This window comes from Novosphingobium sp. BW1 (assembly GCF_008107685.1).
Taxonomy (GTDB): Bacteria; Pseudomonadota; Alphaproteobacteria; order Sphingomonadales; family Sphingomonadaceae; genus Novosphingobium.
In genome coordinates this window covers 1-17,601 of record NZ_VIRF01000026.1, presented here as the reverse complement: position 1 = coordinate 17,601, position 17,601 = coordinate 1, and the positions used below count along the sequence as shown (strand labels likewise).

Sequence of the window (17,601 nt, the reverse complement as noted above, 5' to 3'; positions counted from 1 at the left end):
CTTCACCGGCGTGCTGCGGCGCGAGGGTATCGCCATCAGCATGGACGGCCGCGGCGCCTGGCGCGACAATGTCGTGGTCGAGCGGCTGTGGCGCTCGGTGAAGTACGAGGAAGTCTACCTGCACGCCTACGCATGCGTCAGCGAAGCGCGCAGTTCGATCGGCCGATACCTGGGCTTCTACAACGCCCGGAGACCTCACTCGAGCCCCGGCGGACGTACGCCCGATCAAACCTACTTTGACAATCTGCCACAGGCCGTGGCAGCGTGAATTGGCCGCGACTTGCGGGGCGTCACTCCGGCCGGGCTACGCCCGACCTCCATGACGCCCCGCAGGCGCCAGCTTGAACAACCAAACCGCAGACGATCCACTTATCAAACGTCAAAGGCTGTTCAGACAAACCGAGCCACTTCTGCCTATGTGGGATGCATCCGTCCTGGAGCTACTTCGGTTTTACCTCGTCCCTATGCCTTCATAGCATGGTGCGAGACTGCTCAAGACCAGGACGGCAGGATAGCTGTCTCCCGTGGAGGGTATCGTGTCTGCGGGGGCGGGGCGCGCTTGCACGGGCGCTGCTGCGATCGTCACGTTTCGGTTTCCCGGGTGGAAGGCCGGGCACGCGCGGACAGTGTGTCTGGGTCATCAACCCTTTGAGACAAAGGGCGTTTTTTCCGGTGCCTGCGAGGGGGATGAAGAACCATGCTGTATGTTGAAGAGGCCGACCTGGCCTTTATCCATGTGCCCAAGAACGCGGGCCAGAGCATTCGCCGTGCGCTCAGCGGCTGCGGCCGGCTTTCCTATGCCGCGATGGCCAGGGACCTGGGGGTCGACGAGCCAACGGCTGAGGGTCTGATGGAAGAGCCGGTGACAGGGCGGCCCGGGATCGACACGGAGGTCCAGCCCGAACATGTGCCGCTGCCATTTCTGAAACTGGCTTTTCCTTGTACCTTCGAACGTCTGCAAGCGGCCAAGAGCTTCATCATGGTGCGTCCTCCTCGCGACCGGTTCCTCTCGGCCTTGATGCAGCGGATCCGGGAATATGGCGGGGCGGCCGCGTTGCGGGTGGATGATCCTCTCGTTGCGCGGGAAGCGCGTCGGATCTGCAACTGGCTTGAGGGACGGGGGCCCTTTTGCGACATGCCCTACATCCATTTCTCCCGACAGGTCGATTACGCTGAAATTGCAGGTGAAAGGATCGTTTCGGCGCTGTTCCCGCTTGAGCGTACGGATGCGCTCGCCGCCTGGATCAAACGCGAGACCGGGTTGGAGCTTGACGTGGCCCATGACCATGCCCGCCGCGAACCCAAGGCCTGGGCAAGCTCGTTGCAGCCGGCCGTGCGCTTCATCGGCCGCACCCTCCTGCCCCAGACGCTCAAGAAAGCGATCTATCCCTTGTGGATGAACAGCGCGGCTTTTGCCAATGCGGCCAGTCGCTACGATACGGTCCGTCTCGATCCGGCCGTGGAGCATTTCATCGCCGAGTATTATGCCCCGGACGCAGCTCTCTACGCCGAGGCGCAGCGTTTTGCTCAGGATATCATGCACCCGGTCCGCTTGGCCGGGTGAGGGCGATAGATAAAAAGCCCTTTTCAAGGGGCCATCGCCTCTTGCCCCCGGAATGGCCGACCTCACGTTTCTCCGCTACGGTAGCGCATGAGAGGTGATCTCGACTGATCGGGGAGCCCGAGGGCGATGGACCTCGGATCCATTTCTTTCCCTGTTGTCCGTGTTCGGCCCTTGCCACGGCTCGATGGCTTAGGAACGTCCCGTCCTCGTATCGTCGAACTTGGAGCTGCCGAAGGTGGCCCAGTCGGTCCCCTCTCCCGGCGGCGCGGGAAGTTCGGTCTCCACGTCCTCGGGCGCGCTGTAGCGGCGGAAGCGGCGGTGGATGTAGGACTTGGCGATCATGTTCGCCGAGATGGGAGCGCTCAGGAACAGGAACAGGGTGATCAGCAGTTCGTGGCTCGACCATTCCTGGCTGTGCAGCGGAAACCAGGCCATCGAGGCGAGGAGGATACCGCCGACGCCCAGTGTCGTGGCCTTGGTGGGGCCGTGCAGGCGGGTCATCAGCGAGGGCAGGCGCGCGAGGCCCCAGCTGCCGATGAGCGCGAAGGCGCCCCCCAGCACAATGAGGAAGGCAACGAGCGCGTCGAGAAGGGTGGTCATGGTATCGCCGCCTGTCATTCCACGATGTCCCCGCGAAGGAGGAATTTAGTGTAGGCCACCGTGCTGACGAAGCCTACCATGGCCATGAGCAGCGCGGCCTCGAAGAAGACGGTGGTGTCGGCAAAGATGCCGAACAGCATGATGAAGGCGATCGCATTGATGACCATGGTGTCGAGCGCGAGGATGCGGTCGGGCGCGGTCGGTCCCTTGAGCAGGCTCCACAGGTTGAGCAGCATGGCCAGCGCCACGCAGGCAAGTGCGATCTTGAGAGCTATGTCGATCACGCGAAGATCTCCATAAGGCGGCGTTCGTAGCGCTGCTTGATCTGGGCGATTTCACCGTCAGGATCGTCGGTGTGCAGCGCATGGACGAGAAGGTGGCGCGCGTCGGTCGAGATGTCGACCGAGACGGTGCCGGGCGTCAGGCTGATCGTGCCGGCCAGCACCGTGATGGCTTCGGCCGATTGCAGTTCAAGCGGGATCGAGAGCCAGGCCGGGCGCAGGTCCTTGTTGCGTTTGAACAGGATCAGGCGCGCGACCTGGAAGTTGGCGACGACGATGTCGTAAAGCACCAGAAACACATAGCGCACGAGTGGCAAGCCCATGCGCAGCCTTGCGCGTTCGGGCCAGAAGGGCGCGCTGAACAGGGGAACAAGGACCGCGAAGACGAGACCCAGAACTGCGACTCCCAGGTTCAGGGAGTTGAACACGATCATCCACATGACCAGCAGCATGCCGCTTAGGCCGGGGTGCGGGAGGAGGCGGTGCATCACGGAGCGTCTCCTTGCGCGGTCAGGCTCGGGGGGGAGGCGGTCCCCAGGACCGAGCGCAGGTAGAGTGGCTTGTCGAGAACCTGCGCGGCGGTTCTTTGCGTGTAGCGCGTGGCCGGGCCGGCAAAGACGGTGAGGCCGATCAGCAGGGCGAGCAGGAACAGGCAGGGCAATGCCTGGACGAGGCGCGGTGGATCGCGGTCTTCGGGCAGTTCGGGCGTATCATCGTGCTTCCAGAACACGGTGCTGCCCGCCCGGGCGAGCGCGATGACGGCGATAAGGCTGGTGACGAGAATTACCCCCCAGATCCAGGCCGCGTAGGGGCGGGCGAGGGCGGCATCAAGGATCAACAGCTTGCCAAAGAAGCCCGAAAGCGGGGGAAGCCCGGCAAGCGCCACGCCGCTTGCCAAGAACAGGAAGGCCAGGAGCGAAGCTCCGGCAAAGCGCGGGGTGGGCACGATGGCATCGCCCTCCACACCGCGCCAGCGCACGATGAGGTCGACCGTCAAGAACAGGAAGGCGGCCGCGATGGTGGTGTGGGGCAGGTAGTAGAGGGCGGCGGCAAGGCCATCGCCATCGAACAGGGCGATGGCGACGAGCAGGGTGCCCGTCGAGCCGATGAGGCCGAAGGCGGCGAGGTCGCGAAGGCCACGTGCCGCGAGCATCCCGGCAAAACCCAGGATAATGGTGCCGAGCGCGGCGGGAAGCAGGATCGGCTCGGCCACGTCGCCGAAGATCAGCGGGGTGGTGCGGATGATCGAGTAGGCGCCGACCTTGGTCATGATCGCGAAAAGCGCGGCGACAGCGGGCGCGGTCGAGGAATAGGCGCGCGGCAGCCAAAGGTGGAGTGGCAGCAGTGCGGCCTTGAGCGCGAAGACGGCGATGAGGACGAGCCCGCCGGCCAGGAACAGGCCGCGGTCGCCTTGCGCCAGTTGCGCTCCGCGTGCGGCCATGTCGGCCATGTTGAGCGTGCCGGTCACCCCGTAGAGGATGCCAAGGCCCACCAGAAACAGGGTCGAGCCGGTGAGGTTGACGACGACGTACTGCACGCCCGAGGTGAGGCGCCGTGCGCCCTGTCCATGCAGGATCAGGCCATAGGAGGCGATCAGCAGGACCTCGAAGAAGACGAACAGGTTGAACAGGTCGCCGGTCAGGAAAGCGCCGTTGATGCCGAGCAGCTGGAACTGGAAGATCGGGTGGAAATTCCATCCTTTGCGGTCAAGCTTGGTGAGCGCGGCGTGGGCTGCGACGGCAAAGCCGACGACCGAGGTCAGAAGCAGCATCCAGGCCGCGAGCTGGTCGAGTACGAGGACGATGCCGAACGGCGCGGGCCAGTCGCCCATGGCGTAGGGCGTCGGATTGGACTGCGAGGCGCGCATCAGCAGCGCAACCGCGATCAGCACCTGCAATACGGTCGAGCCGATGGATATCCCGGCCGCAACCATGCGGCGGCGACGGCGGAAGATCAGCGCCATCGTGCCCGCCAGCGAGGGCAGCATGATGGGCGCGGCAATCAGCGAGGCCGCCAGGTTGTCGGAAATCGAAAGGCTCACGGGCGGGTTTCCCCCAGCATGTCGATGCGGTGTGCGTTACGGCGCTTTATCCATTCGTCACGGTCGCCATCGAGCGGGTCGATGGCGGGGTCGGGCTCGCCGTCGACCTGGTCGGTGCCGGTCTCGAGGAAGGTGCGCAGCGAGAGTACGACAACCAGCGCGCTCATTCCGAAGGAGATGACGATGGCGGTCAGCACCAGCGCCTGGGGCAGCGGATCGGTGTAGGTCGCGGCCTCTTCGCTGAAGATTGGCGGAGCGCCGACTTTCAGGCGGCCAATGGCAAAGAGGAAGAGATTGATCGCGTAGGAGAGCATGGTCACGCCCAGAACCACGGGAAAGGTACGTCCTCGCAGCGAGAGGTAGATGCCCGCCCAGGTCAGCGCGCCGATGGCGGAGGCGATGAGGAATTCCATGCTCATGCGGGTGTCTCCCCCTTCGTTTCGCGCAGTCTGGCGGGGTCGATGTCCATCGGGCCGGCGTCGACGGCCTTGGTTCCGGTCTCTTCCTTGTTGGCCCGCACGGCGATGTGGCTCAGTTCGGCCAGCGCCAGCATCACCGCGCCGATGACGGTCATGCCCACGCCCACGTCGAACGCCATGGCCGAGGCGAGCTCGAAATCGCCCAGCAGCGGCAGGTGGAAATGGCCGAAGGCGCTGGTGAAGAGCGGGGCGCCGAAGACCAGCGAACCCAGCCCCGTCAGCGCGGCGATGGTCACGCCAAGGCCGATCAGCAGGTGTTCGTCGATGCGGCGGCGCGCATCGGTCCATTCAAAGCCCGAGGCCATGTACTGCACCAGCATCGCGATCGAGGCGACCAGACCGGCGATGAAGCCGCCGCCTGGCGCGTTGTGGCCGCGCAGGAAGATGTAGATGGCGACAATGGTGGCGAGGGGCAGCAGCACGCGTGCGGCCACCGCGAACATCATCGGGTGGCGTTCGGGCGAGCGGGGCAGCTCGGCGATCCAGGCGCGCAGGCGCTGACCGGCGGCACCGCGCGCGGCCGGCTGGAGCATCGCGAAGATGGTGAGCGCGGCAATGCCCAGGACGGTGATCTCGCCGAATGTGTCGAAACCGCGGAAGTCGACCAGCGTCACGTTGACGACGTTGTGGCCGCCGCCGCCCGATACACTGTTCTCCCAGTGGTAGGTCGAGATCGGGTCGTTGGGCTCGCGCGTCATCACCGCCCAGGCCGCGAAGCCGACCGCGCCGCCACCGGCAAGGCCGATGAGCGCGTCGCGCAGGCGAAGCGGCATGCTGGAGAGGCGCGAAGGCTTCTTGGGCAGGAGGTTGAGCGCGAGCAGCATGAGCAGGATCGTCACCGTCTCGACCGAGATCTGCGTCAGCGCGAGGTCGGGCGCGGAGAGGTAGACGAAGGCAAGGCTGACGACGAGGCCGATTACCGAGATGAAGACCAGCGTCAGAAAGCGCTGCTGCTGGGCGACCAGCACCGCAGCGATGCCTGACAGCAGCAGGAGCCAGGCGACGATGGCGACAGGGTGGGCGGGCAAGGTCTCGTGCGTGCCGGGCGTGTACCCACCCTGGATCATGCCGTAGGCGCCGAGCGCAATGGCCAGCGCGAAGAGGACCGCGAGCTGGCGCTGGAGTGAACCGTTGTGGATGGCATCGGACACCACGCGGGCGGCATCGACCAGATGTTCGATGAGGCTTTCGAACAGGGCCTTGCCGTCGGGCAGGTTGGCGACGTCCCAGCCCCGCTGGAGGCCGGTGTGACGCCACAGTAGGAAGGCGCCCGCGGCGACCGCGACGACGCTCATGCCCAGCGCCGGGGTCAGCCCGTGCCAGAGCGCGGGGTGGAAGGTAGGCGCCCGCCCGCCTGTCACCGCGTCGATGGCCGGGACCATCAGCGCGTGGGTGAAGGTATTAGGGGCAAGGCCGACGAGGACGGTGAGGGCGACCAGCAGCGCGGACGGAGCCCACAGACCCAGAGGCGGATCGTGGGGCTTGGCTGGATAGCTTTCGCGCTTGGGGCCGAGGTAAAGGTGGAAGATGTAGCGCAGCGAATAGGCCACCGAGAACGCGGCCGCGAGGACGGCGAGCATGGGCAGCAGCCAGTCCTGGCCCGACCAGACGGTGTGCACGGCCTCTTCCAGCATCATTTCCTTGGAGAGGAAGCCGCCGAGCGGGGGCAGGCCCGCCATCGAGGCAGCCGCCACGATGCCCAGTGTCGCGGTGATCGGCATGAGGGTGGCCAGGCCGCCCAGCTTGCGGATGTCGCGGGTGCCCGCCTCGTGGTCGACAATGCCTGCGTTCATGAACAGCGCGGCCTTGAACAGCGCGTGGTTGAGGAGGTGGAACAGCGCGGCCATCGCCGCCCCCGGCGTGCCGAAGCCCAGGAGCATGGTCATCAGACCCAGATGGCTGACGGTCGAATAGGCCAGGATGCCCTTCAGATCCTGCTTGAAGAAGCCGATGACGGCGGCCAGCAGCATGGTGACGAGGCCGGTGGTCGCGACGAGGTAGAACCAGGCTTCGGTGCCTGCCAGAACCGGCCAGAGGCGCGCCATCAGGAAGACGCCTGCCTTCACCATCGTCGCGGAATGGAGGTAGGCGCTGACGGGTGTGGGCGCGGCCATGGCGTGGGGCAGCCAGAAGTGGAAGGGGAACTGCGCGGACTTGGTGAAACAGCCCAAGAGGATAAGGACGAGCGCGGCCGGGTAGAGCGGCGAGGCCTGGATTGTCTCACCCCGGGCCAGGAGAGCGCCGAGTTCGTACGTTCCTGCGATGTGGCCCAGCAGCAGCAGCCCGGCGATGAGAGCAAGTCCGCCCCCGCCGGTGACGGCGAGTGCCATGCGCGCGCCCTGGCGCCCCTCGGCCTTGCCGCTACGAAAGCCGATGAGAAGGAAGGAGGAAAGGCTCGTCATCTCCCAAAAGACCAGCAGCAGCAGTATGTTGCCCGAGAGCGAGATGCCCACCATTGCGCCCTGGAACAGCAGCAGCAGCGCGAGGAAGCGCCCTAGTGCCTCGTCGCCCGGCAAGTAGAAGCGGGCGTAGATGACGATGAGGAGGCCGATACCCAGGATCAGCCCGGTGAACAAGAACGCCAGCCCATCGAGGCGCAGCGAGAATGCAAGGTCGAGCGCGGGCACCCATTCGGCCCGGAATGCCTGGACCGAACCGGACAGGATCTCGGGGGCGGTGCCGCCTAGCAGCCAGAGCCCGGCGAGAACCGGGGTCAGCGCCACCAAGGTCTGTGCGTTGCGGCTCAGGCGGCCGCTGGCGGCCAGCAGCAGGCAACCGATGAACGGCAGGACGGCAATCAGGACCAGGTGCAAGAGTTCCCCCCTTGTTGCCGACCGGAACGGCAGCAATTGCGTAGGTGTTCAGCGATGGAGAGCCCGTTTCCCCGCTCAGGGCGCCGGACGCAAGCCCTAAGCGTCAACTTCCCGACATTCGCCGGGTTTCAGGAAGCTGGACAAACTCTTGGGCGCGCCCTCGGGGTTCTGGCGCACTCCGTCGAGGACGATGCGCAGGGCCAGCGCAAAGGCCTTGTCCTCGGGCATCGCCTTGGAGCCGCGCGCCGCGGCCAGCATCTCGATTGCCATGTAGAGCATGTCCGGGGTGAAGCCTTCATCGACCTGCCCGCAGCCGCGCGCGGTTTCGAGGAGGAGGTCGAGCATGCGCTCATAGCGCGGACGTAGCCGCTCGGCGAAGGCCTGGATGCGGCCCTCGTCGATGGTGCACAGCAGCGGGAAGTGGATCGAGGCCGCCCGGCTCTGGCAGGTGAGGACATCAACCAGAAGTGCAGGATCGCCCGCGCGCGTCTCGATTGTCTGCAAGGCGTCCTCGATTTCGCCTTCGACGACAGCCATGATCAATTCCTCGCGGTCTGCGAAGTGGCGGTAGAGCGTGCCGCGTCCGCATCCGGCCTCCTCGATCACCGCTTGGAGCGGCGTATCTGGACCGTGGCTCGCGAATACGTGCGCGGCGGCCTCGATCAGGCGTCGCCGATGTTCGAGCGCATCTGCACGCATGGGGGATCTCCTTGTCGTCTGCTTCGCCTGCCGCGTGTCGCCTCTGCATGTCCGTGGTGCGCTGATACCGCGTGTCGGCGCCAAAGGCCATGAATAAACGGACAGGGCTTGTCCACTTATAGCGCGTGCGATAAGCCCCCTCCCCAATGATCCTCCTTTGGAACGGTGACACCGTGCTTCGATCTCTTCGCCCATGGCGCGTTGGCGCGCTGGCTGGATTTGCCCTGCTGGCTGCATGCGGCGGGGAGCCGACCCCGAGCGCGCCGCCCGCGGTTCCCGTCAGGACGATCAAGGTCTCCCGCCAGGAAGTGCCCAATGTGATCGAGCTGCCCGGCCGTATTGAGGCGGTCCGCTCGGCCGAGGTGCGCGCGCGCAGCGATGGTATCGTGCTGCGCCGCTTCTACGAGGAAGGCGCGAGCGTGGCAGCGGGCACCCCGCTGTTCGAGATTGATCCGCGTGATTACCGCGCGCAGGTTCAATCGGCCGAGGCGGCCCTCCAGCGCGCTATTGCCGCGCAGCAAAACGCGGCCTCGATCGTCACGCGCTATAAACCGCTCATCGCCGAACGCGCGGTGAGCGCGCAGGAATTCGACGCCGCGCAGTCGGATCTGCGCCAGGCCAACGCGCAGGTCAGCGAGGCGCGGGCCGCGCTCGACCGCGCCAAGCTCCAGCTCAGCTACACCACCGTGCGCGCGCCCATCGCGGGCCGCGCCAGCAGCGCCGAGGTGACCGAGGGTGCGTTGGTGAGCGGGGCGGAAGGGACGCTCCTGACCCGGGTCGACCAGGTCAGCCCGGTCTACGCCGAGTTCAGCGTCTCCAGCGCCTCGGTGCTCGACACCTTCGCGCAGGTGCGCAGCGGCGAGCTGGCCGTGCCGGATCTGGAGACCATCGAAGTTTCGCTGATCCTCGAGAACGGCGAGGAATATGGCCCCGTCGGACACCTTGACTTTGCGAGCCCCGTGGTTTCGCCCGAGACAGGCAGCCAGACTCTGCGCGCCCGCTTTGCCAACCCCGAACGCCTGTTGGCGCCGGGCCAGTTCGTACGCGGGCGCATCCGGTTGGGTGTGCGCAAGGACGGGATGACGGTGCCTGCGCGCGCGGTCCAGTTCCAAGGCTCGCAGCCGCAGGTTTCGGTGATGGCCGACGACGGTTCGGTCAAGGTGCGCAAGGTGCGTCTGGGCACCCTGCTGGGCAAGAACTGGATCGTCAGCGATGGCTTGAAGCCCGGTGAGCGCGTGATCGTCGAAGGCTGGGCCAAGCTGCGTCCGGGCCAGAAGGCGACAGAGGCCGGAGGCGCCAGCAAGAGCGGGGCCAAGACACCGGCAAAGGGTACGGCCAAGGCCGGGGGTGCCTGAGGCGATGGATCGGTTCTTCGTCTACCGGCCGGTCTTCGGCTGGGTCATCGCCGCATTCATCGCGCTGGGCGGGATCATCGCGCTCCTCAACCTTGCCATCGAGCAGTACCCTTCCGTCGCGCCGCCCTCGCTCAACCTCAGCTATTCCTATACCGGCGCCGATGCCGAGACGCTCGACAAGAACGTAACCTCGGTGATCGAGCGCGAGCTGAACGGGGTCGACAACTACCTCTACATGGCTTCGACGAGCCGTTCGAACGGCTCGGGCGAGATCACGTTGACGTTCGAATCGGGCACCGATCTCGACGTCGCGCGCGTCGAGGTAATGGACCGGCTCAACCGCGCCGAGCCGCGCCTGCCTGAACAGGTGCGCCAGATGGGCATCCAGATCACCGACCGCGCCTCGGGCTTCCTGATGGTTGTTGCGATGTCCTCGTCCGATGCGTCGATGAGCGCGCTCGAGGTCGGCAACTACACCAACAACAATGTCCTCAACGAACTGCGCCGGGTAGAGGGGGTGGGCGATGTCATGCTCTTCGGCTCGCAGTACGCGATGCGCATCTGGATCGATCCGACGCGCCTTGCCGGCTACAATCTCTCGGCCTCCGAGGTGCTGGCCGCCGTTCAGGAGCAGAACAGCCAGACCGCAGGCGGCGGCCTTGGCGAACAGCCGGTCACGCGCGAGACCGAGTTTTCGGCCAAGATCATTACCCAGAACCGCTTTTCCGATCCCGAACAGTTTGAGCAGATCATCGTCAAGTCGAACCAGGACGGCTCGACCGTGCGGCTCTCCGATGTCGCGCGGGTCGAACTGGGCGCGGAGACCTATGGCTTCAAGGCGCGCTACAACGGCAAGGAAATCGCCGGCATGGCGATTCAGTTGGCGACCGGCGCCAACGCGGTGGAGACCGCCAAGGCCGTGCGCGAGCGCCTCGCCCAACTGGAGGCCAATTTTCCCGACAGCCTCACCTGGGACGTGGCTTTCGATTCCACCCCCTTCATCAACGCCTCTGTCGACAGCGTGATCCATACCCTTCTCGAGGCGATGGTGCTGGTCTTCGCGGTCATGTTCCTGTTCCTGCAGAACTGGCGCGCGACGCTGATCCCGGCCGTGGTGGTGCCCATCGCGCTTCTGGGCGCGTGTCTTGGCCTCTACCTCTTCGATTTCTCGATCAACACGCTCTCGCTTTTTGCCATGGTGGTGGCGATCGGCATCCTCGTCGACGATGCCATCGTCGTGGTCGAGAACGTCGAGCGCATCATGAGCGAGGAGAAGCTGCCGCCCCGGCTCGCCACGATCAAGGCGATGGGCCAGATTCGCGGCGCGATCATCGGCATCACGCTGGTGCTTGTTGCCGTGTTCGTGCCGATGGCCTTCTTCCCGGGCTCGACAGGCGGCATTTACCGCCAGTTCTCGGTGACGCTCGCGATCTCGATCCTGTTCTCCGCCGTGCTGGCGCTCACCTTCACCCCGGCGCTGTGCGCGACGCTCCTGCGTGAGGAGCATGGCCATGAGGGTGAGGACGAGGAGGCCCCCGTGCCGCCCGGCGTACGCGGTTGGCCCCGGCGCTTCTTCCGCAGTTTCAACGAGCGCTTCGGGGCCGCGACCGACCGCTTCACGCGCACCATCGGCACCATGCTTTCGGGGCCCTTGCGCTGGATGGCCGTCTTCGCGGTCATGGCGGTGCTGACGGGTGTTCTCTTCACCCGCCTTCCCGGCGGCTTCCTGCCCGAAGAGGACCAGGGCTACTTCATGGTCAATGTCGATGCGCCGGTGGGCGCGACGATGCAGCGCACCGAGGCGGTGGTGAAGCAGGTCGAGGCGAACCTCACCGCCCAGCCCCAGGTCCGCTCGATCATCTCGGTGGTGGGTTTCAACTTCTTCGGCCAGAGCCAGAGCGCCGGGCTTGCCTTCGTCGATCTCCACCCCTGGGAGGAGCGTACCGGCGAAGAGGACAGCATCAACGCGATCATCGGCACGTTCCAGCGCTTTGCGGGCGGGCTGACCGATGCGACCGTCTTTGCCTTGAACCCGCCCGCGATTCAGGAACTGGGCAATGCCACCGGCTTCTCGCTCAAGGTCGAGGACCGTTCGGGTAACGACCGGGAAGGGCTCGTCGCGGCGCGCGATGCGATCCTGGGCGAGGCGATGCAGAACCCTGCGCTCATGCAGGTGCGCCCCGACGGGCCGGGCAATGCGCCAGAACTCTATGTCGACATCGACCGGGTCAAGGCGCGCGCACTCGGGCTTTCGATCCAGTCGGTGAACCAGATGCTGGCGATCAGCTTCGGCTCGTCCTACGCCAACGACTTCACGCGTGATGGCAATACGCTGCGCGTCTACGTTCAGGCCGATGCGCCCGCGCGCATGACTCCCGATGACGTGATGAACCTGCGCGTGCGCGGGGAGAACGGCCAGATGGTGCCCTTCAGCGCCTTTGCAAAGAGCTCGTGGCGTTCCGGGCCGATCCAGGTCGAGCGCTACAACGGTTATCCCTCGCTCACCATATCGGGCAACGCCGCATCCGGGCACTCCTCGGGCGAGGCGCTCGACATCATGGAGGAGATCGCCGCGCGCAACCTCACAGGCGCGATGAGCTACGAATGGACCGGGACGGCCTATGAGGAGCGCCAGGCGGGCGGGCAGATCGGCCTGCTCCTAGGCCTGAGCGTTATCGTCGTGTTCCTGCTGCTGGCCGCGCTTTACAACAGCTGGGGCATTCCCATCGCGGTGCTGCTGGTGGTGCCCTTCGGGATCATGGGCGCGGTGGTTTTCACGCTGCTGCGTTCGCTTTCGGCGGACGTTTACTTCAACATCGGTCTCATCACCATCATCGGGCTTGCCGCCAAGAACGCGATCCTGATCGTCGAGTTCGCCATCGAGGACGAGGATGCGGGCAGATCGCCGCACGAGGCGACACTGGAGGCCTCGCGCCAGCGCCTGCGTCCGATCCTGATGACCAGCCTGGCCTTTATCCTGGGCATGGTGCCGCTCGCGATGGCCTCGGGCGCAGGGGCGGCAAGCCGTCAGGCGGTCGGCACGGGCGTCATGGGTGGGATGATCGCGGCCACTGCGCTGGGCATCTTCTTCACGCCGGTATTCTACTATCTGACCCGCACCTACCTCAGCAAGCGGCGCGACCCGCAAGCTGAGGACGCGCGCTGGCTTGCACAGAACCGTGATGGCGGACACGAAAGCGGCCCCGGCCCGGAAAGGGAGCCTCCCCATGCGTAAGTGCGCGGCACTGCTCTTGGCAGGACTGACCACCGCCTGCAGCCTTGCTCCCGATTACGAGCGGCCCGAGGCTGCCATTTCGCCGGTCTACCGGGACGGGCAGGTGGACGCCGCGTTGCAAGCTGGCGCACCGCTGGCGACCGATCTCGGCTGGCGCCAGTTCTTCCGCGATCCGCGCCTCCAGTCGTTGATTGCCGCGTCGCTTGCCAACAACCGCGACCTGACCCAGTCCTATGCCCGGGTCGACCAGGCCCGCGCGCAGTTCCGCATCCAGGCCGCCGGGCGCCTTCCCGCGCTCGACGCGACAGGCACTGGCACACGCAGCCAGACTCCCGTCGCGGGGCTTGGCGCGGTCGGCTCGGCGATCCCGGGCGAGGGCAGTGGTGGGGGCGGTGCTCCCATGCCCGACTCCATCCGTTTCACCCAGTTCGGCGCGAACCTGGGGGTCAGCTCCTTCGAGCTCGACCTGTGGGGCCGGGTGCGCAACCTAACGCGCCAGCAGCGCGAGAACTGGCTGGCTTCGGTTGAGGGTGCGCGCGCGTACCGCCTCTCGCTCATCGCGCAGGTCGCGGCGACCTACTTCGACATTCGCGCCGGGGAAGAACGTATCGCGCTGGCCCGTCGCAGCCTCGAAGGGCGCCGCGAGGGCGAGCGTATCGCGCGCATGCGTCTTGAGGCCGGGGTCACCTCGACCGCCGACTACGACCAGACCGTGCTCCTCCTCACCCAGGCCGAGACCGAACTGGCCGAGATCCAGCGCACCACCGAACAGGCGCGCAACCTGCTGAACGTGCTGGTGGGCGGGCCGATCACCGGGCCGATGCCCGCCGGGCTCTCCTTGTCCGAGCAGGTCGTGCCGGTGAGGGCGGGCCTGCCCTCGACCCTGCTCGAACAGCGCCCCGACATCCTGCAGGCCGAGCACGCGCTGATGGGCGCGAACGCGAACATTGGCGCCGCGCGCGCAGCCTATTTCCCGACGATCTCGCTGACCGGCACGCTGGGCTTCATGTCGAACGCGCTCGGCTCGCTTTTCGATGGCGCGAGCGAGAGCTGGAGCTATGGCGGCACGGCCAGCCTCCCGATCTTCAATTGGGGACGGCGCGAGGCCGAGGTGCGTCTCAGCAAGGCGCAGGCCGCCGAACTGGAAGCGGCCTACCAGTCGGCGGTGCAGAACGCCTTTCGCGAGGTCGCCGATGGCCTTGTCGGGCGTGAGCGTTTCGCCGAGCAGATCGAGATCCAGCAGCGCACAATTGCCGCGCAGCGTCGGCTCGCCCGGACGGCGCGCCTGCGCTACGACAACGGCATCTCGATCTACCTCGAAGTGCTCGACGCCGAGCGCAGCCTGTTTTCGGCCAGCCAGACGCTGATTTCGCTGCGCGCGACTGAACTGCAGAACGCAGTTAACCTCTACACCGCGCTTGGCGGCGGCCTCGAGGAGGTCGCGGGCACTTTGGACGAAGACTGATCAGACGTCCGGGGCGGCGCGCAGCGCCAGGAGCGCGAAGCTCGCCAGCCAGTGTTCGCCCATGTAGTCATCCGCGACATGGGGGAGGCCTGCGTTGAGGTGCACCTGCGCCCGGTCCTCCAGCACGTCCGTGCGGGAGGTCGAGCCAAGCCCCGCCGCGATCTCGCGCAGGCACCACGCGCGGCTGAGGTTGAGCCCGTCGAGATGCGCGATCTTGCCGTCACTGCGGTCCGAGACGGTGGCCGGGTGCAGATCGCATTCGAGCCAGCCCCCCTCTGGCAGGAAGGCCGCGAACCAGGAGGCAAAATCGCGCGCAGGCAGGCACCGCCGCATCAACACGGCGGCGGTCAGGGCGGGGGAGAGGAATTCATCGCCCCCGGGCTCCCAGCCCCAGTAGTCGCGCCGCGCGGCGAAGACGCGCACGGCCCACTTTTCAATCGTTTCGGCCAGTGCGGGATCGTGCGCTCCGGCCCATTCGTGCGCGAGGATGAGCGCGAAGGCGGTGTTGAAGTGGGTGCCCACCGTAATCGGGTAGGTCAGTTTGCCCAGATAGCTGCCAAGTGCTGCGGCAAGACGCCGGGCAAGCGGTTCGAGGTGTAGGGTCCAGGCCGAATCTTCGTGGCGGGTTGCTTCAAGGTGGAGCGCAAGCAGCCAGCCCCAGCCATAGGGCCGCTCGAACCCGCGCGCAGAAGGACGGTCGAGATAGGCAAGCTCTACGGCCAGCTTTTCAGGGCTGAACGTGGTTTCGGCCAGCGCGGCGATGTCCGCGCTTTCGGACATCGTGGGGAACATCCGCCGCAAGGTCAGGAGCGTCCACCAGCCATGGACGCAGCTATGCCAGTCGAAACTGCCGAAGAAGACGGGGTGCAGTATGCGTGGGGGAAGGACGTCGGCATCGCTTTCCATCACGTGGTCGAGCTTGTGCGGGTATTCGCGTGCGACATGGCCCAGGGCGATGTTGGCAAAGCGGGCGGCCAGGGCCGGATCGAGTTGGTTCATGGAAACGCCAGGAAATAGATGAGAAGGACATTGCAGGCAAAGAGCGGAAGCGCCGTTCCCACCTGCGCCCGGATGACGCCATACTGGCTGCGCAGGTCGAGCAGGACGGCGGGCACGATGTTGAAGTTGGCGGCCATGGGGGTGAGCAGCGTGCCGCAAAAGCCCGCAAGCATGCCCACCGCGCCGATGAGGGCGACGTTGCCGCCATAGTCCTCGACCAGCACCGGAATGCCGATGGCCGCGGCCATTACCGGAAAGGCGGCAAAGGCGTTGCCCATGATCAGGGTGAAGAGGAGCATGCCGGTGCAATAGACAAGGACGGCTAGGAACAGGCTGCCGCGCGGGAGGATGGCGCTCGCCAGATCGCCGACGATGGCGCCTACGCCCGCAAGCGCGAAGACGGCGCCGAGCGCGGCCAGCATCTGCGGCAGGATGGCGGCCCACCCGATCGAATCCATGAGGCGGCGTCCTTCCTCAAGCGGGGCGAGGAGCGGTGCGCGCATCCAGAACATGGCCAGCGTCAGCGCCAGAAGGACGCCGACTCCCAGGAGGATCAGCGTCTCGCGCCGCGCTTCGAACAAGCTGCTCTCCCCCAGCGGCGTATAGGTGTAGAGCAGCGTGCCTGCGACGGCGGTCAGCGGAATGACGAGCGCGGGCACGAAGAGCCGGTTGCCGAACCGTGCGGCAAGATCCGTGCGTTCGCCTGCGCTGGTGGTGGCGGGATGGCTGCGGCCAAGTTGTCCGGTCCCGGCGAGCGCGACGAGGGCCAGCACCAGAACTCCGTTCGCCATGTCCGGGATGTGCGAGCCGAAGAAGAAGCTGGCCGCCAGCAAGCCCCAGAAGGCGGCGTTGCCCCGGCGCTTGGCGTTCGTCCGATCCCTCAGGCTGAGAAGTGCCCAAGCGCTGAAGACAAGCCCGGTCAGGACGTAGAGCCATTCGAGCGTGATCATGCCGCGCTCTCCGGTGCGGCCGCCGGAAGGCGCGCAAGGCGCCGGTCGTACGCGAGAAGACGCGCGCCATGGAGCAGGAAGGCGCAGATCGCGCTCGGGATCGCCCAGACCGAAAGCTGCAAGGGGGCCAGCGGATAGCCCTGCGCTTCGAACACGCCCTGGATCAGGAGGATCGAGGCAATCGCGAAGAAGATATCCTCGCCGAAGAAGAGTCCGATGTTGTCGGTCGCAGCGGCCAGCGCGCGCACCTTCTCACGTTCCTTGAGGCCAAGCGCTCCATGGGTTCGCTCGGCTGCGGCCTCGGCCATGGGTGCGATGAGCGGGCGCACCGTCTGCGGGTGCCCGCCTATGTCCTTCATGCCCAGTGCGGCGGTGATTTGGCGAAAGCCGAGATAAAGGATCAGAAGGCGTCCCATCGTTGCTCCGCGCACCTGTCCGATGAGTGTGCGCGCCCGCTCCTGAAGTCCGTAGCGCTCAAGGAGCCCGATTACGGGCAGGATGATCCAGGTGACAGAGATATAACGGTTGTCGTTGAAGGCCTTGCCCAAGGCTTCGAGCACCGCGACGAACTCCAGCCCGCTAAGCAGCCCGGTGATGATGGCCGAGACGGCCACGACCATCAGGGGATTGAGCCGGGCCACAAAGCCCACGACAACAAGCGCGATACCGATCAGCGGCCAGTAGGGCATGTCTGCGCAATTCTCCTTGGGAGCGGCATGGCGACGCTCGCGCTGTATCCGGGGTGGAGGCTAATCGGCTCGGGCATGGCATGGCAATCCTGACCTGACGGCAAGCTGCATACTCTTCTGCAACGCTCTTGCAGGCGTGCCGGGAGCTCTCCATTTCGCAACCGGCAAGGTCACTTTGGGCCGCAGAATTCCGCTCCGCCAAATGCATTGCACTTATGAGGTCGATAGTTGCCTACCTGATCGCGAATGCGCACAAAAATGATGCAATTCCATGTGTTTGGAAAAAATGCCGATTTCATGAAGGTTTTTTGAAAAAAGGGTTTGACCGAATCGCGGGGTCCGCTTAGAGGGCCTCTCACCGCAGCGAAGCACGCCGCCAAACACGGCGCTTTGGGGTGGTCGCCACGATAGACGGACAGCTTGTTCCCCGG

16 protein-coding genes are annotated in these 17,601 nt (G+C 65.8%); 5 read left to right on the top strand and 11 right to left on the bottom strand.

Going from position 1 to position 17,601, the window contains the following annotated elements; all coding sequences use genetic code 11:
* The coding region (locus tag FMM79_RS00505; protein ID WP_148625005.1) for an integrase core domain-containing protein at nucleotides 1-268 on the top strand (268 nt) is incomplete at its 5' end.
* Nucleotides 269-697: 429 nt separating this feature from the next.
* On the top strand, nucleotides 698-1,564 hold the full coding sequence (locus tag FMM79_RS00500) for a hypothetical protein (protein ID WP_148625151.1): 867 nt from the start codon (nucleotides 698-700) through the stop codon (nucleotides 1,562-1,564).
* 189 nt (nucleotides 1,565-1,753) lie between these two features.
* Here the strand turns inward: FMM79_RS00500 and FMM79_RS00495 are convergent, their stop codons facing one another.
* From FMM79_RS00495 to FMM79_RS00465, 7 genes are all read right to left on the bottom strand, one after another.
* Nucleotides 1,754-2,164, bottom strand: a complete 411-nt coding sequence (locus FMM79_RS00495) for a Na+/H+ antiporter subunit G (RefSeq protein ID WP_148625149.1) — start codon at nucleotides 2,162-2,164, stop codon at nucleotides 1,754-1,756.
* A 14-nt stretch (nucleotides 2,165-2,178) separates the two neighbouring features.
* Nucleotides 2,179-2,448, bottom strand: a complete 270-nt coding sequence (locus FMM79_RS00490) for a K+/H+ antiporter subunit F (protein ID WP_039389717.1) — start codon at nucleotides 2,446-2,448, stop codon at nucleotides 2,179-2,181.
* On the bottom strand, nucleotides 2,445-2,933 hold the full coding sequence (locus FMM79_RS00485) for a Na+/H+ antiporter subunit E (RefSeq protein WP_205466404.1): 489 nt from the start codon (nucleotides 2,931-2,933) through the stop codon (nucleotides 2,445-2,447). The genes FMM79_RS00490 and FMM79_RS00485 overlap by 4 nt, the downstream gene beginning before the upstream one ends.
* The gene (locus FMM79_RS00480; RefSeq protein WP_240338880.1) at nucleotides 2,933-4,486 is read right to left on the bottom strand and encodes a monovalent cation/H+ antiporter subunit D; all 1,554 of its coding nucleotides are present in this window, start codon (nucleotides 4,484-4,486) and stop codon (nucleotides 2,933-2,935) included. The genes FMM79_RS00485 and FMM79_RS00480 overlap by 1 nt, the downstream gene beginning before the upstream one ends.
* Nucleotides 4,483-4,899, bottom strand: coding sequence for a Na+/H+ antiporter subunit C (locus tag FMM79_RS00475; protein ID WP_148625153.1), 417 nt, complete (start codon nucleotides 4,897-4,899; stop codon nucleotides 4,483-4,485). The genes FMM79_RS00480 and FMM79_RS00475 overlap by 4 nt, the downstream gene beginning before the upstream one ends.
* Nucleotides 4,900-4,901: 2 nt before the next feature.
* On the bottom strand, nucleotides 4,902-7,778 hold the full coding sequence (locus tag FMM79_RS00470) for a monovalent cation/H+ antiporter subunit A (RefSeq protein WP_148625145.1): 2,877 nt from the start codon (nucleotides 7,776-7,778) through the stop codon (nucleotides 4,902-4,904).
* A 96-nt stretch (nucleotides 7,779-7,874) separates the two neighbouring features.
* Nucleotides 7,875-8,477, bottom strand: a complete 603-nt coding sequence (locus FMM79_RS00465; RefSeq protein ID WP_162528401.1) for a TetR/AcrR family transcriptional regulator — start codon at nucleotides 8,475-8,477, stop codon at nucleotides 7,875-7,877.
* Between the two features lie 173 nt (nucleotides 8,478-8,650).
* Between FMM79_RS00465 and FMM79_RS00460 the strand changes: the two genes are divergently transcribed.
* The 3 genes from FMM79_RS00460 to FMM79_RS00450 are packed head-to-tail and all read left to right on the top strand — an operon-like array spanning nucleotide 8,651 to nucleotide 14,532.
* Nucleotides 8,651-9,832, top strand: coding sequence for an efflux RND transporter periplasmic adaptor subunit (locus FMM79_RS00460; RefSeq protein ID WP_240338879.1), 1,182 nt, complete (start codon nucleotides 8,651-8,653; stop codon nucleotides 9,830-9,832).
* Between the two features lie 4 nt (nucleotides 9,833-9,836).
* On the top strand, nucleotides 9,837-13,067 hold the full coding sequence (locus tag FMM79_RS00455; RefSeq protein ID WP_148625140.1) for a multidrug efflux RND transporter permease subunit: 3,231 nt from the start codon (nucleotides 9,837-9,839) through the stop codon (nucleotides 13,065-13,067).
* Complete coding sequence (locus tag FMM79_RS00450; protein ID WP_148625138.1) at nucleotides 13,060-14,532, top strand: efflux transporter outer membrane subunit; 1,473 nt, start codon at nucleotides 13,060-13,062, stop codon at nucleotides 14,530-14,532. The genes FMM79_RS00455 and FMM79_RS00450 overlap by 8 nt, the downstream gene beginning before the upstream one ends.
* Here FMM79_RS00450 and FMM79_RS00445 read toward each other — a convergent pair whose 3' ends face one another.
* The 4 genes from FMM79_RS00445 to FMM79_RS21520 all read right to left on the bottom strand — a co-directional run.
* Nucleotides 14,533-15,531, bottom strand: a complete 999-nt coding sequence (locus tag FMM79_RS00445; protein WP_148625136.1) for a DUF2891 domain-containing protein — start codon at nucleotides 15,529-15,531, stop codon at nucleotides 14,533-14,535.
* The gene (locus FMM79_RS00440; protein WP_148625134.1) at nucleotides 15,528-16,481 is read right to left on the bottom strand and encodes a DUF979 domain-containing protein; all 954 of its coding nucleotides are present in this window, start codon (nucleotides 16,479-16,481) and stop codon (nucleotides 15,528-15,530) included. Before FMM79_RS00440 ends, FMM79_RS00445 begins: the two co-directional genes overlap by 4 nt.
* On the bottom strand, nucleotides 16,478-17,170 hold the full coding sequence (locus FMM79_RS00435; RefSeq protein WP_148625132.1) for a DUF969 domain-containing protein: 693 nt from the start codon (nucleotides 17,168-17,170) through the stop codon (nucleotides 16,478-16,480). The genes FMM79_RS00440 and FMM79_RS00435 overlap by 4 nt, the downstream gene beginning before the upstream one ends.
* 170 nt (nucleotides 17,171-17,340) lie before the next feature.
* Nucleotides 17,341-17,601: hypothetical protein (locus FMM79_RS21520; protein WP_205466402.1), on the bottom strand; the 261-nt coding region annotated here is incomplete at its 5' end.